23 protein-coding genes are annotated in these 25,545 nt (G+C 66.6%); 4 read left to right on the top strand and 19 right to left on the bottom strand.

The features are described 5' to 3' along the window. Positions 1–2 precede the first annotated feature (2 nt). Positions 3–1,151, bottom strand: a complete 1,149-nt coding sequence (gene hcuB, locus AC4OR5_RS20820; RefSeq protein ID WP_015503341.1) for a hydrophobic compound transporter HcuB — start codon at positions 1,149–1,151, stop codon at positions 3–5. 92 nt (positions 1,152–1,243) lie between these two features. Continuing rightward, entirely contained in the window at positions 1,244–1,867 is a 624-nt protein-coding gene (hcuA, locus tag AC4OR5_RS20815; RefSeq protein ID WP_003086467.1) for a hydrophobic compound transporter HcuA, read from the bottom strand. Between the two features lie 112 nt (positions 1,868–1,979). Between hcuA and AC4OR5_RS20810 the strand changes: the two genes are divergently transcribed. Then, complete coding sequence (locus AC4OR5_RS20810) at positions 1,980–2,690, top strand: rRNA pseudouridine synthase (RefSeq protein WP_003086466.1); 711 nt, start codon at positions 1,980–1,982, stop codon at positions 2,688–2,690. Positions 2,691–2,694: 4 nt separating this feature from the next. On the opposite strand, the gene AC4OR5_RS20805 is transcribed toward AC4OR5_RS20810, so the two are convergent. Continuing rightward, positions 2,695–3,474, bottom strand: a complete 780-nt coding sequence (locus AC4OR5_RS20805) for an AraC family transcriptional regulator (RefSeq protein WP_024947639.1) — start codon at positions 3,472–3,474, stop codon at positions 2,695–2,697. A gap of 89 nt (positions 3,475–3,563) precedes the next feature. Here AC4OR5_RS20805 and AC4OR5_RS20800 point away from each other — a divergent pair, with 89 nt between their 5' ends. The 3 genes from AC4OR5_RS20800 to AC4OR5_RS20790 all read left to right on the top strand — a co-directional run bounded on the left by AC4OR5_RS20800 (position 3,564) and on the right by AC4OR5_RS20790 (position 6,946). Further along, positions 3,564–4,721 carry a multidrug effflux MFS transporter gene (locus tag AC4OR5_RS20800; protein ID WP_024947640.1) on the top strand — a complete coding sequence of 386 codons (1,158 nt, stop codon included), beginning with the start codon at positions 3,564–3,566 and terminating at the stop codon, positions 4,719–4,721. Between the two features lie 116 nt (positions 4,722–4,837). Then, on the top strand, positions 4,838–6,034 hold the full coding sequence (roeA, locus tag AC4OR5_RS20795) for a diguanylate cyclase RoeA (protein WP_003086463.1): 1,197 nt from the start codon (positions 4,838–4,840) through the stop codon (positions 6,032–6,034). A gap of 198 nt (positions 6,035–6,232) precedes the next feature. Then, a complete protein-coding gene (locus AC4OR5_RS20790) occupies positions 6,233–6,946 on the top strand; it encodes a TorF family putative porin (protein WP_058159967.1) in 714 nt (237 codons plus the stop codon). A gap of 4 nt (positions 6,947–6,950) precedes the next feature. Here AC4OR5_RS20790 and fliJ read toward each other — a convergent pair whose 3' ends face one another. The 16 genes from fliJ to AC4OR5_RS20710 form a co-directional block, all read right to left on the bottom strand. Beyond that, a complete protein-coding gene (gene fliJ, locus AC4OR5_RS20785; protein ID WP_003082220.1) occupies positions 6,951–7,394 on the bottom strand; it encodes a flagellar export protein FliJ in 444 nt (147 codons plus the stop codon). A gap of 13 nt (positions 7,395–7,407) precedes the next feature. Continuing rightward, complete coding sequence (gene fliI, locus AC4OR5_RS20780) at positions 7,408–8,763, bottom strand: flagellar protein export ATPase FliI (protein ID WP_003086458.1); 1,356 nt, start codon at positions 8,761–8,763, stop codon at positions 7,408–7,410. Further along, complete coding sequence (fliH, locus tag AC4OR5_RS20775; protein WP_003082217.1) at positions 8,753–9,559, bottom strand: flagellar assembly protein FliH; 807 nt, start codon at positions 9,557–9,559, stop codon at positions 8,753–8,755. The genes fliI and fliH overlap by 11 nt, the downstream gene beginning before the upstream one ends. 1 nt (position 9,560) lies before the next feature. Then, positions 9,561–10,577, bottom strand: coding sequence for a flagellar motor switch protein FliG (gene fliG, locus AC4OR5_RS20770; protein ID WP_003082212.1), 1,017 nt, complete (start codon positions 10,575–10,577; stop codon positions 9,561–9,563). A gap of 5 nt (positions 10,578–10,582) precedes the next feature. Then, the gene (gene fliF / locus AC4OR5_RS20765) at positions 10,583–12,379 is read right to left on the bottom strand and encodes a flagellar basal-body MS-ring/collar protein FliF (protein ID WP_003109118.1); all 1,797 of its coding nucleotides are present in this window, start codon (positions 12,377–12,379) and stop codon (positions 10,583–10,585) included. Between the two features lie 22 nt (positions 12,380–12,401). Continuing rightward, positions 12,402–12,731 carry a flagellar hook-basal body complex protein FliE gene (fliE, locus tag AC4OR5_RS20760; RefSeq protein ID WP_003086454.1) on the bottom strand — a complete coding sequence of 110 codons (330 nt, stop codon included), beginning with the start codon at positions 12,729–12,731 and terminating at the stop codon, positions 12,402–12,404. Positions 12,732–12,977: 246 nt separating this feature from the next. Further along, on the bottom strand, positions 12,978–14,393 hold the full coding sequence (gene fleR, locus AC4OR5_RS20755; protein ID WP_022580172.1) for a sigma-54-dependent response regulator transcription factor FleR: 1,416 nt from the start codon (positions 14,391–14,393) through the stop codon (positions 12,978–12,980). A gap of 4 nt (positions 14,394–14,397) precedes the next feature. Next, positions 14,398–15,606: a sensor histidine kinase FleS gene (fleS, locus tag AC4OR5_RS20750; RefSeq protein WP_003086450.1), complete on the bottom strand. Its 1,209-nt coding sequence runs from the start codon at positions 15,604–15,606 to the stop codon at positions 14,398–14,400. 112 nt (positions 15,607–15,718) lie between these two features. Beyond that, positions 15,719–17,191: a transcriptional regulator FleQ gene (gene fleQ, locus AC4OR5_RS20745; RefSeq protein WP_003086448.1), complete on the bottom strand. Its 1,473-nt coding sequence runs from the start codon at positions 17,189–17,191 to the stop codon at positions 15,719–15,721. 281 nt (positions 17,192–17,472) lie between these two features. Continuing rightward, complete coding sequence (locus AC4OR5_RS20740; protein WP_003086445.1) at positions 17,473–17,766, bottom strand: flagellar protein FliT; 294 nt, start codon at positions 17,764–17,766, stop codon at positions 17,473–17,475. Positions 17,767–17,791: 25 nt separating this feature from the next. Beyond that, a complete protein-coding gene (gene fliS, locus AC4OR5_RS20735; protein WP_003158217.1) occupies positions 17,792–18,172 on the bottom strand; it encodes a flagellar export chaperone FliS in 381 nt (126 codons plus the stop codon). A 58-nt stretch (positions 18,173–18,230) separates the two neighbouring features. Continuing rightward, on the bottom strand, positions 18,231–18,629 hold the full coding sequence (gene fliS, locus AC4OR5_RS20730) for a flagellar export chaperone FliS (protein WP_058159965.1): 399 nt from the start codon (positions 18,627–18,629) through the stop codon (positions 18,231–18,233). After that, the gene (gene fliD, locus AC4OR5_RS20725) at positions 18,629–20,065 is read right to left on the bottom strand and encodes a flagellar filament capping protein FliD (RefSeq protein ID WP_003086438.1); all 1,437 of its coding nucleotides are present in this window, start codon (positions 20,063–20,065) and stop codon (positions 18,629–18,631) included. The genes fliS (AC4OR5_RS20730) and fliD overlap by 1 nt, the downstream gene beginning before the upstream one ends. Positions 20,066–20,142: 77 nt before the next feature. Further along, complete coding sequence (locus AC4OR5_RS20720; RefSeq protein WP_003086436.1) at positions 20,143–20,529, bottom strand: flagellar protein FlaG; 387 nt, start codon at positions 20,527–20,529, stop codon at positions 20,143–20,145. Positions 20,530–20,608: 79 nt separating this feature from the next. Beyond that, a complete protein-coding gene (locus AC4OR5_RS20715; RefSeq protein WP_015503344.1) occupies positions 20,609–21,772 on the bottom strand; it encodes a flagellin in 1,164 nt (387 codons plus the stop codon). Positions 21,773–21,998: 226 nt separating this feature from the next. Further along, the gene (locus tag AC4OR5_RS20710) at positions 21,999–25,505 is read right to left on the bottom strand and encodes a glycosyltransferase (protein WP_058159964.1); all 3,507 of its coding nucleotides are present in this window, start codon (positions 25,503–25,505) and stop codon (positions 21,999–22,001) included. Between the last annotated feature and the right edge of the window lie 40 nt (positions 25,506–25,545).

Here is a 25,545-nt window from a genome sequence, read left to right as displayed (position 1 = left end):
GGCTAGCGCGCCAACCCCAGGCGCAGCAATTGCCCGTCCTTCTGGTCGGTGAGCAGGTAGAGATAGCCGTCCGGGCCCTGCCGCACGTCGCGGATGCGCACCCCGAGATCGCCCAGCAGGCGCTCTTCGTGGACGACCCGGTCGCCATCCAGTTGCAGGCGGATCAGTTCCTGCGTCGCCAGCGCGCCGATGAACAGGTTGTGCTGCCAGGCCGGGAAGCGCTGCGCATCGTAGAACGCCATGCCGCTGATCGCCGGCGACTTCTCCCAGACATGGTGCGGCGCCTCGGTACCGTCGACGGCCTTGCCCCTGGCTTCGGGGATCGGCAGCAGGGTGTAGTTGATTCCATGGGTCGCCAGCGGCCAGCCGTAGTTCCCGCCGGCCTGGGGTATGTTGATCTCGTCGCCGCCGCGCGGGCCGTGCTCGTGGGTCCAGAGCTGGCCGGTCCAGGGATTCAGCGCGGCGCCCTGCTGGTTGCGGTGGCCATAGCTCCAGATCTCCGGCCGCGCGTCTGTACGGCCAACGAAGGGATTGTCCTTGGGAACGCCGCCGTCCGGATACAGGCGGACGATCTTGCCCTGCAACTTGTCCAGGTCCTGCGAGGTGCTGCGCTGGTTGTTCTCGCCGAGGGCGATGAACAGGTGGCCCTTGCCGTCGAAGACCAGGCGCGAGCCGAAGTGATGGCCGCTGGAAAGCTTCGGCAACTGCCGGAAGATCACGTGGAAGCCCTCCAGCCGTCGCTTGTCCGCCGATAACCGGCCGCGTCCCGCCGCCGTTCCGGCGCGGCCGTCCTCGCCGGCCTCGGCATAGGTCAGGTAGACCAGCCGGTCCTCGGCGAACCCCGGCGACAAGGCAACGTCGAGCAGTCCCCCCTGGCCGCTGGCGAAGACCCTGGGTACGCCTTCCAGCGGCGCCGACAACTGGCCCTCGGGACTGACGAAACGCAAGCTGCCGGGCCGCTCGGTGACCAACATGCCCTGGTTGTCCGGCAGGAAGGCGACGGCCCAGGGATAGGCCAGACCGCCAACCACCGGGGTGACCTCGACGGCGCCCAGCTCGCTGTCGTGGCGACCGGCGTCCACCGCCTCGGCCGACGGGGCGAGCAGAGCGACGGCGCTCAGCAGGATGGCATTCAAAGACAGGCCCGGCATGCGTTCTCTCCTTCCCCAAGCGAAAAACACCACTCTAGTCGCAGATCCGCCGCGCCTGGCGGTCCGCACACGGGCTGTAACAAACCCGCCCCTCAAAGCAAGGCGACCATTTCCTTGAGGGTCACCGCCCAGGTGCCCTTGGCATTGATATAGCGATAGCCGAACCGGGAACCATGCGCCTCGCTGGTGATCACCGCGTTCCAGGCCTGCCCGCGCGGCAGGTCGTGGGCCGGGTCGAGGAGCAGGAAGGCGCGCTCGCTCATGCCGATGGCCAGGCCCCAGTGGCGGATATCGCTACCCTTGCGGCCGTGGAAACCGAGCACTACCGGAAAGCCGGCCTCCAGGTATTCGCGGGTGTGCCGGACCAACCTGCGCCCCTCGCCCTTGAGGGCGAAATGCTCGGTATCGTTGATCTCGGCCAGCAGCTCCAGCAGGTCGACGCCGGTGGTGCCGACGCGCAGCAGCGGGCCGTGCTGGTCCAGCGCCTTCATCAGGCGCCCGTAGCGACTGCGACTGTCGACCCGCTCCAGGCCCTTGGCCTGGCGCCGGCGCAGTTGGCCGCGGACCAGCATCGCCATGACCAGGCAGTAGGGCCCGCAGGCGCCGTCCATGTCGCCCTGGCGCAGATGGACCTTGTCGCCATTGGCGTTGCACAGGCCGCCGCTGCCATCCTCGTCCAGGTCCCATTCCAGGCCATCGATCAGGCGTGACTGCATGAGGGTCTCCTCTCCGGTTCCTTAAGTTGGGACCGAGCGGGCGCCGAATCATTCCTCGGCGCCCATCGCCACAACGAGTAAACTGGCGGTCTTTCATTCCAGTAGCCTCGCCATGACCGACCCGATCCGCCTGTCCAAACGCCTCGCCGAACTCACTGCCTGCTCGCGCCGCGAAGCCGAGCTGTACATCGAGGGCGGCTGGGTCAGCGTCGACGGCGAAGTGATCGAGGAGCCACAGTTCAAGGTGCTCGACCAGCGCGTGGAGCTGCTGCCGGGCGCCCGCGCGGAAACGATCGAACCGGCCACCCTGCTGTTGCACAAGCCGGCCGGCTGGCGCCACGACGATTTCGAAGGTCTGCTCGCCGCGGGGCGGCGCTGGAGCGATGACCCCAGTCCCTTGCGAGCGCTGAAGAAACACTTCGCCCGCCAGCGTCCCACCCTCGCGCTGGACAGCGAGGCTTCCGGGCTGGTGGTGTTCAGCCAGCAGCACGGCGTACTGCGCAAGCTGGTGGACGACGGTGCACGGCTGGAGCAGGAATACCTGGTCGAGGTCGCCGGCGACCTGGCCGCCGGCGGCCTCGAGCGCCTGCGCCACGGCCTCGCCTACCAGGGCCGCAGGCTATCGCCGTGCAAGGTCAGTTGGCAGAACGAAAGCCACCTGCGCTTCGCCCTCAAAGACGTGCTGCCCGGCCAGTTGCGCTTCATGTGCGAAAGCGAGGGGCTGGAAGTGCGGAGCATCCGCCGCCTGCGCATCGGCGCGCTGTCGCTGGCCAGGCTACCGCTCGGCGAATGGCGCTACCTCGGCCTCCACGAACGCTTCTGAGCGCTCATTCGAGACCACGCAGGGCGCGCCCCGGCGACTGCCCGCAGACCCGCCGGTACATGGCGATGAACGCACTGTCGCTGGCGTAGCCCAGGGCGTGGGCGACCTCGGTCACCGAGCGGCCTTCGGCCAGGCGTCTCCGCGCTTCGAACAAGCGAGCCTGGGTTCGCCAGCGAGAGAAACCCAGGCCGGTCTGCTCGGTGAACAGACGCGCCAGGGTCCGCCCGCTGGCGCCGACCTCGCGTCCCCATGCCTCGATGCTCCAGCCCAGCGCGGGTTGCGCCAGCAGCGCCTCGGCCACCTTCAGCGCCCGCGCATCGCGCGGCATCGGCAGGCTCGCGGCGTGTGCCGGGGCGGTCGCCAGTTCATCGAACAGTGCGCGCAACAGCGTCAGGTGCCGCCCTTCCAATTGCAAGTCGGCTGCCCAGCCGGTCATGCGCAGGATCAGTTCGCGCATTAGCGGCCCGACCTCGAGGACCTGGACGCTGTCCGGCAGCTCGGCGAACGCCGAGGGTTCGAAGTACAGGCTACGGTAGGCGAAGCGCCCGTGAAGGACCGTGCGATGCGGCACGCCGGCCGGCAGCCAGGCGGCCTGAAGCGGCGTCAATTGGCAAATGCGCTCGGCGAAATACAGCGTGACGCTACCGGCCGCCATGTACAGCAACTGCGCGCGCCGGTGGCAATGCCAGTCGCTGCGGTGGCCGGTGCTGTCGACCTCGAGGCCGACCACCGGGCAGCGGGCGAGATCGGGATCCTCGACCCGTTCGTAGGGATAGCGCGGCACCTTGTCCTCTTCGCGATGTTTTCCGTCCTGACCGCAGCATTCTGCCAGGCGCAGGCGGCCTAGGCTTGGCTCTTTTTTCCGGAGCCATCATGCCTGACCGTCCTCGCCCTCCCCTGCTGCTGGTGCTCGCCCTGCTAGCCCTGCCGCAAGTCGCCGAAACCATCCTTTCCCCCGCGCTGCCGGCCCTGGCCAGCCACTGGCGACTGGACGACGCTACCAGCCAGTGGACCATGGCGCTGTTCTTCGTCGGTTTCGCCCCCGGCATCTGGCTCTGGGGCTGGCTGGCCGACCGCCTCGGCCGGCGCCCGGCTCTGCTCGGCGGGCTCGGCCTGGCGGCCCTGGCGACCTTCGGTGCCTGGGCCAGTACCGACTATTCCTACCTGCTTGCCTGTCGCCTGGTCCAGGGCCTCGGCCTGGCGACCTGCTCGGTGACGGTGCAGGCCAGCCTGCGCGATGTGCTGCAAGGCACGGCGTTGATGAGCTATTTCGTCACGCTCGGCGCGGTGCTGGCCTGGTCGCCGGCAGTCGGCCCCCTCGGCGGCCAGTGGCTGGCTGACCTCGGCGGGCACCCGGCGGTGTTCGCCACCCTGGCGGTGCTGCTCGCCTCGCTGGCGGCGCTGGTCGTCCCGGCCTGGCCGGAAACCCGTCCGCTGCTGGCGGGCACGCCCGAGCCCGCGACCCTGGCGATCTTCCGACGGGTCCTGGCCGACCGACCGCTACAGACGCGCGCACTGCTGGTGGCGGTGCTCAATGTACTGGTGTTCTCCTTCTACGCCGCCGGGCCGTTCATGGTCGGCGACCTGCCCGGCCTGGGCTTCGGCTGGATCGGCCTGGCCATCGCCCTTGCCGGGAGCCTCGGCGCCTTGCTCAACCGACGCCTGCCGCACACCTGGAACAGCGCTCGCCGGGTACGCCTGGGCCTGGCGCTGGCGGCCGCCGGCGCGACAGCGCAGACGCTGTTGGCCGCCGGCGGATACGCCGAAGGCCCGTACTGGGCCCTGCCGGCCCTGCCGATCTTCGTCGGCTTCGGCGTGGCGATTCCCAACCTGCTGGGTCCGGCGCTGTACGCCTACGACGATTGCCGGGGACGCGCCGGAGCCCTGTTCGGGCTCGCCTACTACCTGCTGATCGGCCTCGGACTGGGCGCGTCCACCCTGCTACCGTTCGACCGTCCCTGGCCGCTGGCGGCGTACTGGAGCCTGCTGGGCCTGGTCGCACTGCTGCTGGCCAGGCGGCTGCCGGAATGAAAGCGGCGCCAGGTACGCCCGTGCAAACCGGACGACCGGCCCGGAAAGCCGGATAGGGCGGCCGTCGCGACGCTGCTATGCTGTGATGGCACAGCGCCCACGCGGACCCGCAGAACGTGGCCAGAACGACGCTCGAATCGATCCAGCACGCCATCGAGGTGAATTCGTCCCTGGCCCTTCCCATCGCCCTGGAGAATCTCTCGCGTCTGACCCACCTCGCGCTGCTGACCGTCCCCTTCAACCTGATCCACATTCTGGTGTTTTCCCTGAAGGACTTCCGCCCGGACCTCGGCCATCAGCTCTGGCGCCAGGAAATCATGTACGCCCATGGCGCCATGGCCCTGCTCTTCGGCGGCATCGGCCTGCTCGCGCTATGGCTGCGCCGCCAGCCACCCAAGCTGTGGCGCATGCGCCTGCTGATCCTGCTGGGCGGCGCAGGGATCATAGGCTTCGGCGTCGCCATCGCCTGCATCGACCAGCGCATCACCAGCAACATCACGCCGCTGCTGCTGGCCTGTTTCGCCTGCGCCATGTTCATCCTGATCCGCCCGGCCTACGCGGTGCCTTTCTACGGCCTGGCCATGCTGGTCTTCCAACTGGCGATGGGCTACGCCCAGGCCGACCCGCAACTGCGCCTGTCGAACCAGGCCAACGGCCTCACCGCGTTCGGCCTCGGCCTGCTGCTGTCGCTGATCCTCTGGCACGGGCACGTGCGCAACCTGCGCCAGCAACGCAAGCTGGAGTTGCAGCGGCAGGAGCTGGAGGAGAAAAATCGCCAGTTGGAGTACCTGGCCGGTCACGACCCGCTGACCGGCCTGTTCAATCGTCGCGAATTCGACCAGCTGGTGCTCATGGAACTCGCGCGCATCGCTCGCCAACCGCAGCCGCTGAGCCTGCTGATGGTCGACCTGGATCACTTCAAGTACATCAACGACCGCTATGGGCACCCCTTCGGCGACGAGGTCATTCGCCATGCCGCCAACCTACTGCGCGGCAATACCCGTAGCAGCGACAGCGTGGCGCGCCTGGGCGGGGAAGAATTCCTCCTGCTCCTGCCCGACACCGCCGAGCAGCAGGCTCGCAGCCTTGCGGAAAAACTCCGCGAACGCCTCGAAGGTACCCCGCTGGCGACGCAGGACGGCGTGCTCTGCCTGACCGCCAGCTTCGGCGTGGCCAGCCTCGACGGAGGCGGCCAGGCCAGCTACGAGCAGCTCTACAGCGCCGCCGACCAGGCTCTCTACCGGGCCAAGAGCAGCGGTCGCAACCGGGTCGAAGTGATTCGCCTGGCCAGCCTCGCGGAAAGCCTGCGGTAACAATTGATCGGCCGGCCCTGACGAGCGGTCGGTCAGCCGCCCGAACCTTGGTTAAGATGGTCCGTGGCGCTCTAGCTCGCCGCTCTTCCTGCCCTTCCGACCTGCCCGACCTCGCCCGGCCCCATGCCGCGGCCTTGCCGTTGGCGTCGTGCGGGAAGACCGGCGCAGCGCCGTTGTCCGCATTACCAGGGGAGAACCATGCTCAAGCACCTGCTCGTGCTCACCTGTGCCCTGCTCGCCAGCTCCTCGGCCCTGGCCCAGGTGATGGCCCGCGACCTGGGCGATTTCGAACTCAAGCTGGCCACCAGTCCGACCCGCAGCATGGCCCAGGGCCTGGTCACCCCGGGCAGCTCCGGCAGTTTCCACGGCGGCCTCGACCTAAGCCACGAAAGTGGCTGGTACATCGGCAACTGGACCTCCAACCTCGACCCCGGCAAGCCCACCGAGATCGACTCCTACGCCGGCTTCAAGCGCCCGCTGAACAACCGCCTGGGCTACGAAATGGGCCTGATCCGCTACAGCCGCCCGGAGCAGCCGGCCAACGACGCAGCCGAACTCTACGGCGGCCTGTCGATCTTGGGCAGCCGGCTCGGCGCGGCCCTGAGCAGCGACCCGGGGCGCAACGACACCACCCTGTTCGCCGACCTCGGGGTCAACCCGCCGTTCGGTTTCGACGTCACCCTGAAGTACGGCAACCATCGCCTGGACAACCCGGCGAGCCTCAGCGGCGGGGGCTACGTGAGCGTCTTCAACGACTGGTCGGTGAACCTCTCGCGGCCCTGGCTGGGCATCGACCTGAACCTGTCCTACAGCGGCACCAGCCTGACCGGCAGCGATTGCAGCGCCTACTCGGGACACAACAGCTACTGCGACACCACGTTCATGCTGAAGGCGTCGCGTCCGTTCTTCTGAGTCGTCAGTCGTCCTGGCGGCGGGTACGCTGGGCGAGTTCGTCGAGCTGTTTCTGCTCGCGCTTGTCCTCGGCCTGGCGCGCCTCTTCCAGGTAGCGCTCGACCAGCTTGCGCAGCCCTTCCAGGCGGGCGTATCTCTCCTGCCAGTTGAGCCGCGCCTTGTCCACCGCCTCGCGGTGCCAGGTCACGCTGTTGGCCTGCTGGGCGACGGCGGTCTCCAGTTGCGAGAGGAAGCGCTGGTAGTTCATCAGCCACTGGCCGCTGACGCCCTTCTGGCCCTGGCTGATCCATTGCTGCTGGTAGTCGTTGCGGTAGCGTTCCAGCTCCGCCAGCTTCTGCTGTGCCGCGAGCAATTGCTGCTGGCACCTGCCCAGCTGGGTCGCGGCATCCCGCTCGGCCTTGCTGGCCATGTCCACCACCGGCGCCAGCCGCGCCGCACGCTTCTCCATGCCTCAGGGCGCCTCAGGCCTGCCCGCCGGCGAGCAGGCTCGCCAGCCGCGCACGGCTTTCCGCCAGGCTTTCGCTTTCGTCGAGGCCCTGGCGCAGGAACTGGCGCATGACCGGGAAGCGCGCGATGGCCAGGTCGGTCTCGGGATCGCCGCCGGCCACGTAGGCACCGACGCTGATCAGGTCGCGACTCTGCTGGTAGCGCGACCAGAGCTGCTTGAAGCGCTGGGCGTCGCGCAGGTGCTCGGCCTCGACCACCTGCGGCATCACCCGGCTGATCGAAGCTTCGATATCGATGGCCGGATAGTGGCCTTCCTCGGCCAGCCGCCGGGACAATACGAAGTGCCCGTCGAGCACGCCGCGAGCGGCGTCGGCGATCGGGTCCTGCTGGTCGTCGCCCTCGGAGAGCACGGTGTAGAACGCGGTGATCGAGCCGCCACCGGCTTCGGCATTGCCGGCGCGTTCCACCAGCTTCGGCAGCTTGGCGAACACCGATGGCGGATACCCCTTGGTCGCCGGCGGCTCGCCGATGGCCAGGGCGATCTCGCGCTGGGCCTGGGCGTAGCGGGTCAGCGAGTCCATCAGCAGCAACACGTTCTTGCCCTTGTCGCGGAAGTACTCGGCGATCCGCGTGCAGTATTGCGCGGCACGCAGGCGCATCAGCGGCGCGTCGTCGGCCGGCGAGGCGACCACCACGGAGCGCTTGAGGCCTTCCTCGCCGAGGATCTCGTCGATGAACTCCTTCACCTCGCGGCCCCGCTCGCCGATCAGACCGACGACGATGATGTCGGCCCTGGTGAAGCGGGTCATCATCCCCAGCAGCACCGACTTGCCCACCCCGGTACCGGCGAACAGGCCGAGGCGCTGGCCGCGGCCGACCGTGAGCAGGCCATTGATCGAGCGGATGCCGACGTCGAGAGGTTCGCTGATCGGGTGGCGCTTGAGCGGGTTGATCGTCGGGCCGTCCATCGGCACCCAGTCTTCGGCGCGCATCCCGCCCTTGCCGTCGAGGGCGCGGCCGGCGCCGTCGAGCACCCGGCCAAGCATCGACATGCCCATCGGCAGGCGCCCGGTGTCCGGCAGCGGCACGACCCGCGCGCCAGGCGCGATGCCGGCGAGGCTGCCGACCGGCATCAGGTACACCTTGCTACCGGAAAAGCCCATCACTTCGGCCTCCACCTGCACCGGGTGGTAGCCGCTTTCGTTGATCACGTTGCAGCGGCTGCCGACCGCGGCCTGCAGGCCTTCGGCTTCGAGGGTCAGGCCGACCATGCGCAGCAGGCGGCCCTCGACCACCGGCTGCGCCGGCAGCGAGACAGCCTCGGTGTAGCCCTCCAGGCGCCTGGCGAAACTGGTTCGCTCAAGGCGCATCGACGTCTCCGGGGGCGTCGAGGTCGATCCGGATGTCGCTGGCCAGCGGATGGGTCGCCTGTTCGCGCTGTTGCTCGAACAGTTGCTTCACTGCCTGCGCCAGGCGCGTCTCGATGGTCGCGTCGATGCGACTGTGTTCGGTCTCGATGCGGCAGCCGCCGGGCAGCAACGAATCGTCCTCGAGAATCCGCCAGCTCTCTTCGTGGCGCTCGCGCAGCGCCTTGACCCGCTCGAAGTCCTGCGGGTTGACATGGATACGGATGTTCGCCGCGCCCATCGGCAGCAGCTTCAGAGCCTCGCGCAGGACCTGGCGGACATGGCTGGAGTCCATGTGCAGTTCGCGCTGGATCACCTGGCGGGCAACGTGGTTGACCAGGTTGACCATGCCCTGCTCGATCAGGGCGTCCTGCTCGGCGATGGGTTCCAGGAGCTGCGTCATCAGGCGCTCGAGACTTTGCAGGCGCTCCTTCAGCGCCTCCTCGGCTTCCTGCCGCGCCTTCAACTGGCCGGCGTGGAAACCGTCGCGCTCGCCGGTGGCGAAGCCTTCGTTGTAGGCGTCCTGGCGGATCGCCTCGATTTCCTCCAGCGTCGGCGGCTTGACGGTCTCCAGCTCGACCTCTTCCACCGCCGGCGGCGCCGGCGCGGGTTCGGCGACCGCGGGCACCTGCGGCGCGGCAACGGCCGGCTCGTCGCGCGGCTCGTCGAAGCTCGGCAACGACCAGAGGCCGAAGGCCGCCACGTCCTTGCCGCGGATCAGTTCGCTGGGATTGTCTTTGTCCTTGTCGTGGGGGACCACCTCAGATCATCTCCTCGCCACCCTTGCCGCCCAGCACGATATCGCCGGACTCGGCCATGCGCCGGGCAATGGTGAGGATTTCCTTCTGCGCACCTTCCACTTCGCTGACCCGTACCGGCCCCTTGGCCTCCAGGTCGTCGCGCAGCAGCTCGGCGGCACGCTTGGACATGTTCTTGAAGACCTTCTCGCGGATCGCCTCGTCGGAGCCTTTGAGCGCCAGCACCAGTACGTCCGAGGAGACTTCCCGGAGCAGCGCCTGGATGCCGCGGTCGTCGACGTCGGCGAGGTTGTCGAAGACGAACATCAGGTCCTCGATCTGTCCGGACAGGTCTTCGTCGACCTCGCGGATCGAATCCATCAGCTGGCCTTCGATGGAGCTGTCGAGGTAGTTCATGATGTCCGCCGCGCGCTTGACCCCGCCCATGGTGGTGCGGGTGGCGTTGGAGTTGCCGGCGAACTGCTTCTCCAGGATCAGGTTGAGTTCCTTCAGCGCCGAGGGCTGCACGGTGTTCAGCGAGGAGACGCGCAGGACGATATCCAGGCGCACCTTGTGGTCGAAATGGCTGAGCACCTCGGCGGCCTGGTCGGGATCGAGGTAGGCGACCACGATGGCCTGGATCTGCGGGTGTTCGTAACGGATCACGTCGGCCACGGCACGCGGCTCCATCCACTTCAGGCTGTCCAGGCCGCTGGTGCTGCCGCCGAGGAGGATGCGGTCGATCAGGTTGTTGGCCTTGTCCTCGCCGAGGGCCTGGGTGAGCATCTTGCGGATGTAGCCGTCGGCACCGACGCCGAGGCTGGTCTGGTCGCCGACCACTTCGACGAACTCGCCCATCACCTGCTCGACCTGTTCGCGGTGCACGTTGCGCATCGACGCCATGGCCACGCCGACCCGCTGCACCTCTTTCGGCCCCATGTGCCGCAGCACCTGCGCCGCGTCGGTCTCGCCGAGCGACAGGAGCAGGATGGCGGCCTTGTCGACCTTGGTCAGTTTGGCGGCGAGACGATTCTCACTCATGGCACTTACTCATCGGCGTTGATCCACTCTTTCACGACCTGGGCGACGCGGCCCGGGTCCTGTGCGACCAGGTTCTTGATCGCGTTCAATTGCGCATCATACCCCTCCGTGGGGCTCGGCAGGAGGATGCTCGACGGCCCGCCGATGCTCACCCGGTCGTCGGCCAGCGAGCCTTCCAGGCCACTCTCGCCCAGCGCCAGGTCGCCGTCGCGACCGCCGCCGCCGGCCAGCGACTTGCCCTTGCCGCCGCCGGTGATGTTGCTCAACACCGGACGCAGCACGCCGAACACCAGGACCAGGATGAACAGCACGCCGAGCACCTGCTTGACGATGTCCCAGAACCACGGCTGCGAGTAGAACGGAATGCTGTCGATCTCTTCGGCCTGGGCCGGGGCGAACGGCGCGTTGATCACGCTGACGCTGTCGCCGCGGCTGGCGTCGTAGCCCACCGAATCCTGTACCAGGCGGGTGAAGCGCGCCAGTTCGTCGGCGCTCCAGGGCTGGTGGCTGACCTCGCCGGTCTTCGCGTCGACCTTCATCTGGTCGTCCAGCACCACCGCCACCGACAGTCGGCGCAAGCGCCCCTGCTGCTGCTTGGTGTAGCTGATCGAGCGGTCCAGTTCGTAGTTGCGGGTGGTCTGGTCGCGCTTGTCGGTCGGGTACGGCGCCAGCTCCGGCTTGCCGGTCTTCGGATCGATGATGGTCTGGCCGTTGGCGTCCTTCAGCGGCTGGCCCGGCGCGACGTAGTCGGCCGGCGCGCTGGCGGTGGCCTGCTGCGGAGCGCTGGCCGGGCCCGGCGGCTGGTTCGACAGCGCCCCCGGCACGCCCTGCGGCCCGGACGAATTCTGCCGTTCCTCGTTGTTGCGTTGCTCGCTGCGCAGGGCCGGCTGGTCCGGGTTGTACATCTCCGAGGTCGACTCGACCGCGCTGAAGTCGACGTCGGCGGACACCTCGGCCTTGTAGCGACCGTTGCCCAGCACCGGTTGCAGGATATTGTGCACGCGCTGGGTGAGCAGGCCTTCCATGCGCCGGGTGAAGTCGAACTGCTTGCCGGCCATGGTCAGCTCGGAGAGTTCCTGCTGGTCGGAGAGCAGGTTGCCCTTCTGGTCGACCACGGTGACCTGCGACTTGTCCAGCTCCGGCACACTGGTGGCGACCAGGTTGACGATCGCCATCACCTGGCTCGGCTCCAGGCTGCGACCCGGATACAGCTCGACCAGCACCGAGGCGCTGGGCTTGCGGTCGTCGCGGACGAACACCGAACTCTTCGGGATCGCCAGGTGCACGCGGGCGGCCTTGACGTTGTTCAGGCTCGACACGGTGCGCGCCAGCTCGCCTTCCAGGCCGCGGCGGTAGTTGGTGGCTTCCATGAACTGGCTGGTGCCCAGCGCCTGTTCCTTGTCGAGGATCTCGAAACCGACGTTGTTGTCGGTCGGCGCCACGCCGGCGGAGGCCACCTTCATGCGTGCCCGGCCGAGGTCGTCGGCCTTGACCAGCAGCGCGCCGGAGTTGGGTTCGACCTTGTAGGGAATGTCCGCCGCGGTCAGCGCTTCCACCACACGGTTCGCGTCGACCCCGTTGAGGCTGCCATAGAGCGGCTTGTAGTCCGGCTGCTGGGACCAGAGCACGACGGCGAAGCCGATCGCCACGCTGGCGGCGAGACCGACCAGCAGGCCGATCTGGCGCAGCATGGTCATCTCGGAAAGGTTGTCGAGGAACGACAGTCCCGGGAAGGATTTCTTCAGCATCCCGGCACCGCCGCTCTTGGCGGGAACCTGGCTGTCGATCAGTGCATCGGCCATGAACTAGTTATCCTCGCGCCGCTCAGACCGGCATCTGCATGATGTCTTGGTAGGCCTGGACCAGTTTGTTGCGCACCTGGGTCATGGCCTGGAACGACACGCTGGCCTTCTGGCTGGCGATCATCACGTCGGTCAGGTCGACGCCGCTCTGGCCGACCTCGAAGGCGTTGGCCATCGCGGTGGAGGCCTGCTGGGTCTCGTTCACCTTGTCCACGGCCTGGGAGAGCATTTCCGAAAAGCTCGGCGCCCCCACTTCGGCCGGCGCCTGAACCGGTTTGGCCTTGGCCATGGCTTCCATTTGCATGGAACGCATTTCCAGCATCAGACGATTGAACTCGACACCCTGACTCATGACTCTTCCTCCAACAGCCGCGGCTTTTTTGACGCCGCCCGGCACTTTGCAGAGGAGTTAGCAACAAGGGTGCCAAGTCGACCCCAAGGCCCGGCATCGGCGTTCGCCGCCAATGCCCGCGACCGCTGCAGGGTCCGTCCCTGCTCCGGTTATCGGCAGGCGCGCACGCTCGAACAGCCCCGGGCGACGACCGGCGGCGGACGCAAAAGGCCCGCACGAGGCGGGCCTGGGGAACATGGCGAGCACTCAGATGGCGTAGAGATAGGCCTCCACGTCCATCCCCGCGTCGCGCATCTGGGCGAGCTTGTAGCGCAGGGTCCGTGGGCTGATGCCAAGGCGCTCGGCAGCCTCCTTGCGGCGGCCGCGCTCGGTGCGCAGGGTATCGATGATCACCTGGAATTCGCGGCGACGCAGGTCGTCGCCCAGCGCGCCGCTAGCGTCCTGGCCTGCGGCCGGCGACGGAATCTCGACGCTCGGCGGGGTGGCCGGTGGCATTGCCGGCATGGGCACCGGGGCCGCGAGCGGCATGCCGATCGGCGCGGTGAGGCACAGGTCGGCGGGCTGGATCAGGCCGCCCTGTTGCAGGATCAACGCACGCTGGATGGCGTTGTCGAGTTCCCGTACGTTGCCCGGCCAGGCATGCCGGACCAGGCACTGGGCGGCCTCGGGGCCGAGCGCCACCGCGCCGAGGTTCATCTTGCGGCTGTGCTTGCGCAGCAGACGCTCGGCCAGCGGCAGGATGTCCGCAGGGCGTTCGCGCAGCGGCCGCCAGGCCAGTGGGAAGACCGACAGGCGATAGTAGAGGTCCTCGCGGAAACGCCCCGCCGCGACTTCCGCCGCGAGGTCGCGGTTGGTCGTGGCAAGCACGCGGATATCCAGGTTGATCGGCTTGCGCGCACCGACCCGCTCCACCTCGCGCTCCTGCAATACGCGCAGCAGCTTGGCCTGCAGGCCGAGGGGCATTTCCGATATCTCGTCGAGAAGAATGGTGCCGCCGTCGGCCAGCTCGAACTTGCCGGGCTGGGCGGCAATGGCGCCGGTGAAGGAACCTTTCTCGTGGCCGAACAGGGTGGCCTCGAGCATGTTGTCCGGGATCGCCGCACAGTTGATCGCGATGAACGGCTTGCCGGCACGCGGCGATTGCTGGTGGATATAGTTGGCCAGGACTTCCTTGCCGGTCCCGGACTCGCCGGAGATCAGCACGGTGGAATCGCTGCGCGCGACCCGCGCGGCCAGTTCCAGCAACTGCCGGCTGGCCGGCTCCAGGGCCACCGGACCATCCTCCTCGCTGCCCGGCAACTGGCCCAGCGCATGGCGTGCCACCAGGTCGAGCAGCGCCCGCGCCTCGAACGGCTTGACCAGGTAGTCGGCGGCGCCCTGGCGCATCGCCTCGACGGCGCGATCGACCGCGCCGTAGGCGGTCATCAGCAACACCGGCAGGTGCGGGTAGCGTGTACGGATCAGGCCGAGCAACTGGTGTCCGTCCATGCCCGGCATGTTCACGTCGCTGATCACCAGGCTGAAGGCTTCGCGGGCCAGGACCGGCAGCGCCGCCTCCGCCGAGTCCACGGCGACGAACTCGTGACCGCCCAGCAGCAGGGTGTCGCTGAGGGCTTCGCGTAGTGCGCGGTCGTCTTCGACCAGCAGGACTTTGGCTGCCATGGGGTTACTCCTGAATCGCAGAAAGAGGCGCCGCCGGAATCAGCGGCAGGATCAAGGTGGCGCAGGTGCCGCGCCCCGGCCGAGAGCGCAACTGCAATTGCCCCTGGTGGGCGCGCGCCACGGCCTTGACCACCGCCAGGCCGAGCCCGGTACCGGTGGTCTTGGTGGTGAAGAAGGGTTCGCCCAGGCGCGCCAGGGTCGCCGGGTCCATGCCCGGTCCGTTGTCGCTGACGCTGAGGCGCAGGCTGTCGGCGCGGGCATAGAGATGCACCTTCAGGCGCAGTTCGGGCCCGCAAGCCTGGATCGCGTTCTCCACCAGGTTGAGCACGGTGCCCACCAGGGTGTCGCGATTGCACAGCAGCTCGCCGCCGCGCGCCTCGCACTGCCAACGCACCTGGAGCCCCTGGACATGGACTTCGGCCGCCGCGCGCAGGCTGTCGAACAGCGCCTTCGGCGCCACCCGGTCGGTCAGCGGCAGCTCGCCGCGGGCGAACACCAGCATGTCGCGTACCTGATGCTCCAGTTCGTGCAGGCGCTCCTTCAGGCGCCCGGCGAAGCGTTGCTGCTGGTCGGTCGGCAGCGCCTGCTCGCTGAGGTGCCCGGCATAGAGCAACGCCGCTGACAACGGCGTGCGGATCTGGTGGGCCAGCGAGGCGACCATCCGCCCCAGCGCCGACAGGCGCTCGTGGCGCGCCAGTTGCTCCTGGAGACGGCGGGTATCGGTGAGGTCGTTGAGCAGGATCAGTTGCCCCGGTTCGCCATTCAGCGAGCGGGTGGCGATGGACAGGCGACGTCCGTCGCGCAGGGAAATCTCGTGACCGTCATCCTCGCGCGGAGCGAAGCAGCGGGCGATCACCTCACGCCAGAGCATGCCCACCAACGGCTCGCCAAGCAGGCCCAGGGCCGCCGGGTTGGCCTCGCGGACCACGCCATGGGCATCGATGACGATGACGCCGCCGGGAAGCAGGTCGAGCAGGCTCTGCAAGCGGTTGGCCAGGCGCTCCTTTTCCGCCAGCTCCTCCATGCGCTGCGCGCTGACCAGGGCCAGTTGCCCTTTCAGCTCGGTAACGCGCTCCTCCAGCAGGCTGTAGGACTCGCTGAGCTGGCTGGACATCTGGTTGAACAGCGCGAAGGCCTGCTCGAGGCCGGCGCGGCTGGTGGCCTCGGCCGTATCGGCTGGCTGCTCGGTGAAGGCGTTGAGGGCTGGTTGCATTGCGTTTCTCTCGGTCGGCGCGACGTCATGGTTCTGTCGGTCGACGGAGATATAGCAATACCCGTGCCTAAATTTTTTTCATTTGAAAATCAAAGCGTTGCGAAACGACCTGTCAATCATCCGACAGGTCGTCGTCACGCCGGCTCATGCCGTACTTGCGCATCTTCTCCACCAGCGTGGTGCGGCGGATGCGCAGGCGTTCGGCGGCCCGCGCGACCACTCCGCCGGCGTCGTCGAGGGCCTGCTGGATCAGGCCCTGCTCGAGGTTGGCCAGGTAGTCCTTGAGGTCCAGGCCTTCGGCCGGCAGCATCGCCGGCGCGTCCATTCCCGGCAGCCCGGCGTTGATCGCCGCGCGCTCTTCCAGCTCTTCGCGCAGGCTGCTGGCGAGTTGCTCGTCCTCGTCGTCGACATGGCGGAATTTCTTCGGCAGTTCGCCGACCCCGATCACCCCGTAGGGATGCATGATCGCCAGGCGCTCCACCAGGTTCGCCAGTTCGCGGACGTTGCCCGGCCAGTCGTGGCGGCAGAGCGACATGATGGCCGCCGAGTTGAAGCGGATCGACCCGCGCTTCTCATGCTCCATCCGCGAGATCAGTTCGTTGAGCAGCAGGGCGATGTCTTCCACCCGCTCGCGCAGCGGCGCCATCTCGATGGGGAATACGTTGAGGCGGTAGTAGAGGTCTTCGCGGAAAGTGCCGTCCTCGATCATCTTCTCGAGGTTCTTGTGGGTCGCGGCGATGATCCGCACGTCGACGTTCTGCGTCTTGTTGCTGCCGACCCTTTCGAAGGTGCGCTCCTGCAGCACGCGCAGCAGCTTGACCTGCATCGGCAGCGGCATGTCGCCGATCTCGTCGAGGAACAGGGTGCCGCCGTTGGCCAGCTCGAAGCGTCCGGCACGACTGGTGATGGCACCGGTGAAGGCGCCCTTCTCGTGGCCGAACAGTTCGCTTTCCAGCAGTTCCGCCGGGATCGCCCCGCAGTTCACCGGGACGAAGGGCCCCTCGCGGCGCTTGGAATGGTAATGCAGGTTGCGCGCCACCACTTCCTTGCCGGTGCCGGACTCGCCGAGGATCAGCACGCTGGCATCGGTATCGGCGACCTGCTGCATCATCTGCCGCACCTGCTGGATCGCCCGGCTGGTGCCGACCAGGCTGCGGAACAGGTTCGGCTCGCGGGAGCGGCCGCGCTCGCGGGCCTGGTCGTACATCTCGCGGTAGACCTGGGCGCGATGCAGGGAGTCGAGCAGCTTGTTGTAGCTGGGCGGCATCTCCAGGCTGGCGAGCACCCGGCGGCGCAGCTCTTCCGGCCAGTCGGCCGGGGCCGGCTCGCCGATCAGCAGGATCGGCAGGTACTCGTCCCAACTGGCCAGCTGCTTCAGCAGCTCTACCGCCCCGCCCTTCGACTCGACGCTGCCGAGCAGCACGCACAGGGCTTCGCGACTGTTGCTCAGGCCCGCCGCTACCTCTCGCCAATCCTCACTGTTGCAGGTCAGCTGATCTTCGCCGAGGAAGTTGAGAATGACTGCCAGGTCGCGACTGCGATCGAGATTGTCGTCAATCAGCAAGAGTTTGGTTTCGCGCCACATTTTGATCAGCTGCCTTGCATCGAATGGGTCTCGCTCGACCCGAAAGAGGGCTGGGACTAATGCCTATTTCTAATAAGCAGCCAGCATTTGGCCACTAGTTAAGTCAAATGTGAACGATTAGTCAATTTTATGGCGTGTTTTTTTTGCTGTTTCCGACAGGGAGAGGCAATAAAAAACCCCTACAGACCGCATGGAAAGCAGTACTGGCAGGGGTTTTTGGGGATATGTAAATTTTTCCGAAAAGCCTTGCGCCAAAGTAACGGCACAAAGCCATGAAAAACTTATCCGAACATCTGGTAGACCTTGGCGCCTTGCTTCGACTGGTTCAGCTGGATCAGATCGGTGGCCAGCTTGCGCTGCTCGCCCTGGCAGACATCGATCAGCTCGCGATACAGCGCCAGCAGCTCTTCCATCCGCGCCCGCAAGGTGGCTTCGTCCTGTACATCGAGCATCGCCTCGTCGACGGCCTGGCGGCAACGCTGGTCGAGTTCACCGATGGCCTCCCAGTTCTGGCTGGCCAGGGCAACGCGCAGGGCGCTACCGGTTTCTTCAAGGATCTGTACAGCTGCACTCATTGCTTGGTCCCTCTGGGGATGCCTCTCAGGGGGCAATCGCATCCCAACCGGATTTGATGTTGCGCAACAGCTCGGAAACTTCCTCGAGCTTGCCCGCGTCGTTCTTCAAGTTGGCTTCCGTCAGGCGCATCGACATATAGGCGTAAAGGCGGTCGAGGTTAGCTGCCAGCTCGCCGCCCGCCTCGAAGTCGAGCCCTTCGCGCAGGCCACCGACGATGGCGATGGCCTTGCCGATCAGCTCGCCCTTCAGCGCCACTTCGCCGCGCTCCAGGGCTCCGCGGGCCTGCGCCATCCGGGTCAGGCCGCCTTCCATCAGCATCTGGATCAGGCGATGCGGGCTGGCATCGATAGCCTGAGCCTGGGTACTGACATTCTGGTATTGCCGCATGGCTGCCATTGCGTTCATCGACGGTTGCCTTGTTCGGTGACTGATACGCTCTATATCGGTCGGCTACCGCGATTCTTTAGCGCCGTTCGTTGTCTTCGCCCTGCTCTTCAGCGCTGCCAATGGCATCCCAGGCCTGCTTGATCTGGCCCAGCAGCGCCTCGACCTCGTCCAGCGGACGCGGTGTGTCGTCCAGCGCGACACCAGCCAGGCGGCGGGTCATGTAGTCGTACAACGCATCCAGATTGCCGGCTATCTCGCCGCCCTGCTGGTGATCGAGGCCAGCCTGCAAGGCGCCGATGATCGACAACGTGGTGCCTACCGCTTCGCCGCGCAGCGCCGGGTTGCGCTCCAGCACCGCGCGCCGGGCCAGGGCGATGCGTTCGAGCGCGCCGTCCAGCAGCAGCTTGACCACCTGGTAGGGCGGGACGTCCTGTGCGCTGCCTACCTGCCGGTAGGTATCGATAGGACGCGACATCAGCTTTTCTTCACAAGGCCAGGCAGGCTGCTAAGAGCCTGGGCCATGCGTCCGCTGGTCTGGTTGAGCTGGCCGATCAACTGGTCCATGGCGGTGAACTGCTTGAGCAAACGATCCTGTAACTGCTCGACCCGGCGATCGAGCGCTTGGCGCTGGGTATCCACCGACTTGATGGTGTCCTGCAATCCATCCAGGCGCTGCTGGAGCACACCGCCGGTCTGGGTGTAAGGCGTGAGCTTGTCGTCGAGACGCTTCATCAGGCCGGTATCGCCGGTGAACAGAGCGGAAACCGACTCGAACTTGTCCTTCAGAACCTTGTCGAGTTTCTTGTCGTCGATCTCCAGGGTGCCGTCTTTCTTGGTGGTGATACCCATGTCGGCGAGCATGCGGACATCGGTACCTTGCCCCGGCTGGACCATCTCGTTGCGCATGGTGGTGAGCAGGTTGCGCACGCTGCTGTCACCGACCAAGGCACCGACCACGGGAGCCTTGTCGTCGCCCACCTTGGTCACGCCGGTCAGTTCCGAAGTCACGCCGACCAGCTTGTTGTAGGCCTCGACGAACTTCTTGATGTTGTCCTTGACGCCGCCACGGTCCTGCTCGACCGAGATGGTGATCGGCTTGTTGGTGTCGGTGACCGTCTTCAGCTCGAAGGTGACGCCGTTGATGACCTTGTCGACCGTATTGGTCGGGCTTTCCAGGGTCAGGCCGTCGATGCTGAACTTGGCGTTCCTGGCCTGGGTGATGTAGCCGCTGCTGCTGGAGGAAGTACCGTCCAACTGGGACAGGGTCAGCTTGCCATCGGCGCCGACGCTGCCGATGTTGAAGTTCTCCAGGCCGGAACTGCCCTGGACGAACACGTCCTTGCCGGCGCCGGAATCCTTGCCGGTGAAGACCAGTCGCGAGGTTCCGTCTCCAGGGTTGTTGACGATGTTGGCGCTGATGCCCTTGTCCTTCAGCTGCGCGTTGAGCGAGTCGCGCACTTCGGCGAGGGTCGCGCCCGCCGCGACGTTTACCGTGACGCCGGCATCGTCGGCGCCCTGCTTGATGGTCAGGGTGCCACCGGAAGTGGTCTTGTAGCCATCGGCAAACGACGCGGTGGCCACCTTGCTGACGCTGGCCAGCTGGGTCACTTCGAGCTTGTAGATACCCGGCAGGGCGTCCTTGGTGGCGGTGGCGGTGGCGAACTTCTCGTCGCTGGTGCTCGCCGAGCGCTTCTGGAACAGCTCGGGCTTGTTCAGCTCCTTGAGGATGGTCTGCAGGTCGGAGATCGCGCTCTTGAGCTGGCCGATGCCGGTGAACTTGGCGGTGGTGTCGCTTTCCAGGCGCTTGAGCTGCGCCTCCTTCGGCGCCTTCTCGGCCGCCACCAGGGTGGAAACGATGTTCTTGATATCAAGGCCCGAGTTGTAGCCGTTGATCGTCGTACTGTTCGCCATCTTGCTTCACCTCGTCAGCTCATTGACGCTTTGTCCTTCCAATTCCAACAGACAGTCAAAAGACGTGCCAATTCCGCTCAGGCTTCCGCCTTGAACAGCAGGCTGCGCGCTTCGTCCAGTCGCTCTGCCAGGCGCAGGGCCTCTTCGGAAGGGATTTGCCGGATGACTTCTCCGGAAGTCGAATCGGTCACCTTGACCACTACCCGCCCCGTGGAGTCGTCCAGGCTGAAACTCAGATCACGGCGGATGCTCTGGGTGAACTTCTCGATGGAGGAAACCGCCTCCTCGACCGCAGCGCGTTGCTCCTTGTCGCCCATCCTGACGTCGCCCGTCCGTTGCGCGCTTGCGCTGGCGGCCGCCTCGCCGGCCTGGCCGGCCGGGCGTGCGCCATCGGAAGAAGACGCCGAGCCGAACAGCCGGATTACCGGAGCAGCCGTCGAATTGTTGACATTGCTGACGTCCATCGTCGCTACCTCTCAATGAGATACGAGGGGAAGCGCGCCAGCGCTCCCCCTCGTGACTTCACCTTGACCTCGCCGAAGCTTAGCGCAGCAGGCTCAGAACCGACTGCGGCAGCTGGTTGGCCTGGGCCAGGATCGCGGTGCCGGCTTGTTGCAGCACTTGGTTCTTGGTCAGGTTGGCGGTTTCGGCTGCGAAGTCGGTGTCTTCGATCCGGCCGCGAGCAGCCGATACGTTCTCACCGATGTTCTTCAGGTTGTTGATGGTGTTGTCGAAGCGGTTCTGCACCGCACCGAGGTCGGCACGCTGGGCGTCGATCTGCTTGATCGCCTCGTCGATCACCAGCACGGCGGACTGAGCGCCCTTCGCGGTGGAGATGTCGATCTTGGCGACGGTGTCGTTAGCCTCGGTGAACGTCGTGGTGCCTGCCGCGGTGCCTGCGCCGGTGCTGCCGGTGTCGGTGATGGCTACGCCGGAAACCGCACTGGTAGTACCATCCGCACTAGCCTTGGACACGTAGCTGATCTGCGCGCCGTCGGTGAAGGCACCGATGCCGACGTTGGCGTCGTTGACCGCAGCGGCGATCTTGGCAGCCGCCTGCTCGGCGGTTTCGTTGCCCTTCATGTCGACCTTGACGTTCACGGCGCTGCCGCCAGTGATGCCGATCGCGATGTCGACGGTGCCCGAAGCGGTTGCAGCAGCGACCGCACCGCCGCCAGTAGCCGTGAAGTAGGTGCCGTTCAGCGACTCTGCGCTCATCTCGTCGATGCCGACGCTGATGATTTCGTTGGCGGCCGAACCCACCTGGAAGCTGGCGACGCCGAAGGAACCGTCGAGCAGCTTGCGGCCACCGAAGGTGGTGGTGTTGCTGATACGATCCAGTTCTTTCTGCAGTTGCTTCACTTCGCCATTCAGAGCGGTACGCTCGGAGTCGCTGTTGGAGCCGTTGGCCGACTGCAGGGACAGGTCACGCATACGCTGCAGGATGTTGGTCGACTGCTGCAGGGCGCCTTCAGCGGTCTGCGCCAGGGAGATACCATCGTTGGCGTTCTTGGTAGCCACGTTCAGGCCGTTGACCTGGCTGGTCAGACGGTTGGCGATCTGCAGGCCGGCGGCGTCGTCCTTGGCGCTGTTGATGCGCGAACCGGTGGACAGACGCTGCAGCGAAGTGTTCAGCGACGCGGAAGAGTTGTTCAGGTTCCGCTGAGTGTTCAGCGAAGCGATGTTGGTGTTGACGGTCAAGGCCATCTTGATGCCCTCCAAGGACGATATGTTTGCCTGAGCTTGCGACCTCGGGTGGGCATCGCCCAGGCACCCCTAAAGTTCGCATTCGTGATCTTTATCGGCGCTTCCCTGGGGAGCTTTAGGTTTTTTTTTGACCATCCTCGTTTTTCATGCATCGTCCCCGTCGGAGGGGTTCGCGCAAGGCCTCCCAAGCGCTGCGGACAGCGCGACGGAAAGCCCCGCCGGCCGCTCAGTCCGGCATCCAGGCACGATACCAGGCGCGCAAACGCTCGCCGTCGAGCATCCAATCCGCCAGCACCCGTTCGCGCAGGTGATCCCCTGCCCTGGCCGCGGCATCCAGGTCGCGGGTATGCATGCGGATCGCGTCCACCCAGTCGCGGAAACGGTTCTTCACCCGCGTCACCGGCAGATCGTCCTGGTAGCAGCGCACGTCGCTGCAGACCACCGGGAAACCGCAGGCGCCGTATTCCAGCAGGCGCAGATTGCTCTTGCACTCGTTGAACAGGTTCTGCTCCACCGGCGCCAGCGCCAGGTCGAGATCGAGAGCCGCCAATGCCCGCGGATAGCGTTCGATAGGCACCCCCGCATGCACTTCCCTGACGAAGGGACGGATGGACGGCGGGCACATGCCGAAGAACACCCAGTCGACTTCGTCGGCCAGCTCCCGGACCACGTCGGCGATCAGTTCCAGGTCGCCGGTATGGCTCGAGCCGCCCGCCCAACCGACACGTGGCCGCTCGCCACGCCGCCGCTGCGCCCGCAACCCCTGCCACCACCCCACCGGCAGGCGGTTCTCGATCACCCGGATATCCGGGTGGAAACCGGCGAAGGCCTCTGCCAGGGCCGGCGTCGACACCACGAAGCGGTCGACGTAACCCAGCCCGCGACGCAACGTGCGCAGGATGTCCTTCGGCAGGTGCTGGCGATGGGCGCTCTTGAGGGGCACGTTGGGCAGATAGTCGTCCAGCTCGTAGACCTTGAAGGCCCGCGAGAACGCCTGCATCCGCCGCATGGCCTCGAGACGCTCCTCGCCGACCTGGCGCTGCAGCACCAGTACGTCCGGGTCGTAGCGCTCCAGATCGGCCACGTGCATCAGGCCGATCGACAGCGCGCCATCGATGGATGCCGACTCGCGCAACGCGCTGAACGGCTGGATCACCCGGTAATGGCCGCAGCCGAACAGGTCGGCGGGGTGCGCCAGGACAGTGGGCAAGGGCCGCCACCCCTGCAACGGGCGCCAGGCCAGCTGCGGGTCGGCCAGCTTGAAACCGCCTTCGGCCTGCAACGAAAAGCCCGGGTTATAGGCGGGATCGCGCGCCAACAATGGTAGCCAGCGCGCGTACAGCGCATCTTCTTCCTCGACGCTCGCCGCCGTCGTGGCAGGCGCATCTAGCAACAGCCGCGCGCGCGGCGTCCATACGTTCAGGTAGCCCGCCTGGACCGCCCGCAGGCAGATGTCGACATCGTCCCAGCGCGTCAGCGCCTCGTCGAAACCGCCCAATTCGAGGAACAACTCGCGGCGCATCAACAGGCATTCGCCAGCCACCGCCGAGTAGTTCTGGTCCACCTGCAGGCGCTGCAGGTAACCGGCGTCCTCGTGCGAACGCCCTTCGAAGGCCCGCCCAGCCGGTCCGCACAAGCCGAGCAGCCAGCCGGCGTGGCAGACCCGTCCGTCCGCCGCCAGGAGCTTGGCGCCTACCGCGCCGACTTCCGGACGCTGGCCATGGTTGAGTAACTGCTGCAGCCAGTCCTTGTCGAGGATGCCGCTGCCGGCATCGAGCCAGAGCAGGAATTCGCCGCGCGCCCGGGACGCCGCCAGGTTGCGCAGAGCCCCACGGGACAACTGCCCATCGCCTCGCAGCACCCGCACCTGCTCGACACCCATGCCTTCGACGGCGAGCAGCCATTCGCGAACGTCGGCCGCTTCGCCACCCTGTTCCAGCAGAAGGATCTCGTAGTTGGGATAGGCGGTATTCTCCAGCACGGTTTCTACGCAACGCTGGAGCTGCGCCAGGCGCTCCCCGGCCAGCACCAGGATGCTGACCGGCGGTTGCCCGGCGTGGCCGTAGTCCAGCTCGTAGCGCCCCGGCAGCCGGCTTCCGACTGTTGCCTGCGCGTAGCCACGGGCGCGCAGGTGGCCTTCGATAGCCGCACGCTCGGCGGCGCTGTCCTGCAGACGCAGCGCTTGGCCAGACAGCAGTGGCTCGCTGATGTGTCCGATACAGCCCAGGCCCTGCTGCTCGACGAGACGCAACTGGTAGGCCAGCTCGAAAGCCTCGCCGGCGGTCTCGTCGAATCCGCCCGTGGCAAGCAGCGGCTCGCGACGGAACAACCAGTGCCGGGACAGGCCGGTGGGGAAACTGAGCAGGAGGTCGAGATTCAGGTCCGGGCGCAACGCCGCGCCCAGCTCGCCGTCATCCAGGCGCATGAGTTCGTCGGCGTACACCGCCTGGCAGCTTTCCGGTGCCGCCAGCAGGTCCAGCGCCGCCACCAGCAGGCCGCTGACAGTGAATTCGACGCCCGCCTCGACCAGGAGCAACCAGTCGGTATCAAGCCGGGCAAGCGCCTGGTTGATCGTCGGCACCGGCCCCGCCTCTGGATCGAAGAGCATCGCTCCGTTCCGCGGACTCGTGCCCAGCGGCGCGAACAGGTGGCTCTCGACACGTGGATACGAATTGACGTGTTCCAGGCTCTGCAGGGTGCGCTCCACGGCCTCGGTATCGCCGTGGGCATCGAGCACCAGCACCGCGAAGCGCGGCCCACCACCCTGCTCCTGCAGGAATCGATCGATCAGCACCTTCTGCACCGCATCCGGCCGCCGCGCCTCCAGCCAGGTCGACAGCGTGACGCTACCGAAGCCCGCCGCCCGCCTCAGCGCGGCGAGCAGGTTGACCGGCTTGAAGACACGGGCGTCCAGGCGGGTGATCGGTGCCACCCGGACGAAGCGGTTGTCGGCGGCCTGGCGATACCAACCCAGTTCGCGGATAGCCAGGCGGAAGTCGGCATGGCCCTGCTCGCCGATACCGGGCTGGTCGCGCCCGATCTGGCTGAACTGCTGGCGGGAGACGCGGAAACGGGTCAGCGGCCGCGACAGGAACGCCAGGTCGCCACGCTGTAGCAACTGCGCACACATGGCCAGGTCGCCGATCCAGTCGATGGCCCGGCCGTTGAGCATCATCAGGCGCTCGCAGATCTGCAGCAGCGCATCGCGCCGGGCCATCAGGCAACTGGGTTCACCGATGAAGTTGATGGTGTGGTCGGCGAGGAACGAGACCAGCTCGCGACCGTCGATCAGGACGTCGCCAGCGAACGGGAAGCAGGTCGCCAGGATGTCCGGCAGCGGCTGCCCTTCCTCGTCGATACGCAACCGCCGCGACGAGGCCAGGACCACGTTCGGCTCGCGCTCCATCGCTCCCACCAACGCCTCGACGCACTCGGGAAGCAACACGTCGTCGTCGTGGAGAAACTTGACGTACTCGCCCTCCGCCAGGCGGATGCCTTTAGCCGTGCTGCCCAGCTCGCCGAGGCGCGTCTCGTTACGGAAGTAGCGGATCGGGAACGCCGCGGAGGCGCGCTTCTGCTCGACCAGCGTAGCGATCCGCTCGTCGCTGCTGTCGTCGCAAATGATCAGCTCCAGGGCCGGATAGGTCTGCCCGAGTACGCTGTCGAGGGCGTCCTCGAAGTACTCCAGCTTGTAGGTCGGCATGACGATGCTGACACGAACGTTCGCGCTCATTGAGCCATTCCTGAGTAATTGGTGCAGCGCATGGTGATCG

The sequence above is a fragment of the Pseudomonas sp. YA1 genome (assembly GCF_058680555.1).
Note: the sequence above shows the minus strand (reverse complement) of the source record. Positions and strands in the feature narration are given on the sequence as shown.

Coding starts and splice junctions, on each gene's coding strand:
- fliI (WP_003086458.1), bottom strand. CDS start 8,763: ATGCGCCTTGAGCGAACCAGTTTCGCCAGGCGCCTGGAGGGCTACACC.
- fliG (WP_003082212.1), bottom strand. CDS start 10,577: ATGAGTGAGAATCGTCTCGCCGCCAAACTGACCAAGGTCGACAAGGCC.
- fliD (WP_003086438.1), bottom strand. CDS start 20,065: ATGGCGAACAGTACGACGATCAACGGCTACAACTCGGGCCTTGATATC.
- hcuA (WP_003086467.1), bottom strand. CDS start 1,867: ATGCAGTCACGCCTGATCGATGGCCTGGAATGGGACCTGGACGAGGAT.
- fleQ (WP_003086448.1), bottom strand. CDS start 17,191: ATGTGGCGCGAAACCAAACTCTTGCTGATTGACGACAATCTCGATCGC.
- AC4OR5_RS20710 (WP_058159964.1), bottom strand. CDS start 25,505: ATGAGCGCGAACGTTCGTGTCAGCATCGTCATGCCGACCTACAAGCTG.
- AC4OR5_RS20740 (WP_003086445.1), bottom strand. CDS start 17,766: ATGAGTGCAGCTGTACAGATCCTTGAAGAAACCGGTAGCGCCCTGCGC.
- AC4OR5_RS20720 (WP_003086436.1), bottom strand. CDS start 20,529: ATGGACGTCAGCAATGTCAACAATTCGACGGCTGCTCCGGTAATCCGG.
- fliS (WP_058159965.1), bottom strand. CDS start 18,629: ATGTCGCGTCCTATCGATACCTACCGGCAGGTAGGCAGCGCACAGGAC.
- fliJ (WP_003082220.1), bottom strand. CDS start 7,394: ATGGAGAAGCGTGCGGCGCGGCTGGCGCCGGTGGTGGACATGGCCAGC.
- fliF (WP_003109118.1), bottom strand. CDS start 12,379: ATGGCCGATGCACTGATCGACAGCCAGGTTCCCGCCAAGAGCGGCGGT.
- AC4OR5_RS20800 (WP_024947640.1), top strand. CDS start 3,564: ATGCCTGACCGTCCTCGCCCTCCCCTGCTGCTGGTGCTCGCCCTGCTA.
- AC4OR5_RS20810 (WP_003086466.1), top strand. CDS start 1,980: ATGACCGACCCGATCCGCCTGTCCAAACGCCTCGCCGAACTCACTGCC.
- fleS (WP_003086450.1), bottom strand. CDS start 15,606: ATGCAACCAGCCCTCAACGCCTTCACCGAGCAGCCAGCCGATACGGCC.
- fliS (WP_003158217.1), bottom strand. CDS start 18,172: ATGAACGCAATGGCAGCCATGCGGCAATACCAGAATGTCAGTACCCAG.
- AC4OR5_RS20715 (WP_015503344.1), bottom strand. CDS start 21,772: ATGGCCTTGACCGTCAACACCAACATCGCTTCGCTGAACACTCAGCGG.
- fliE (WP_003086454.1), bottom strand. CDS start 12,731: ATGAGTCAGGGTGTCGAGTTCAATCGTCTGATGCTGGAAATGCGTTCC.
- AC4OR5_RS20790 (WP_058159967.1), top strand. CDS start 6,233: ATGCTCAAGCACCTGCTCGTGCTCACCTGTGCCCTGCTCGCCAGCTCC.
- hcuB (WP_015503341.1), bottom strand. CDS start 1,151: ATGCCGGGCCTGTCTTTGAATGCCATCCTGCTGAGCGCCGTCGCTCTG.
- fleR (WP_022580172.1), bottom strand. CDS start 14,393: ATGGCAGCCAAAGTCCTGCTGGTCGAAGACGACCGCGCACTACGCGAA.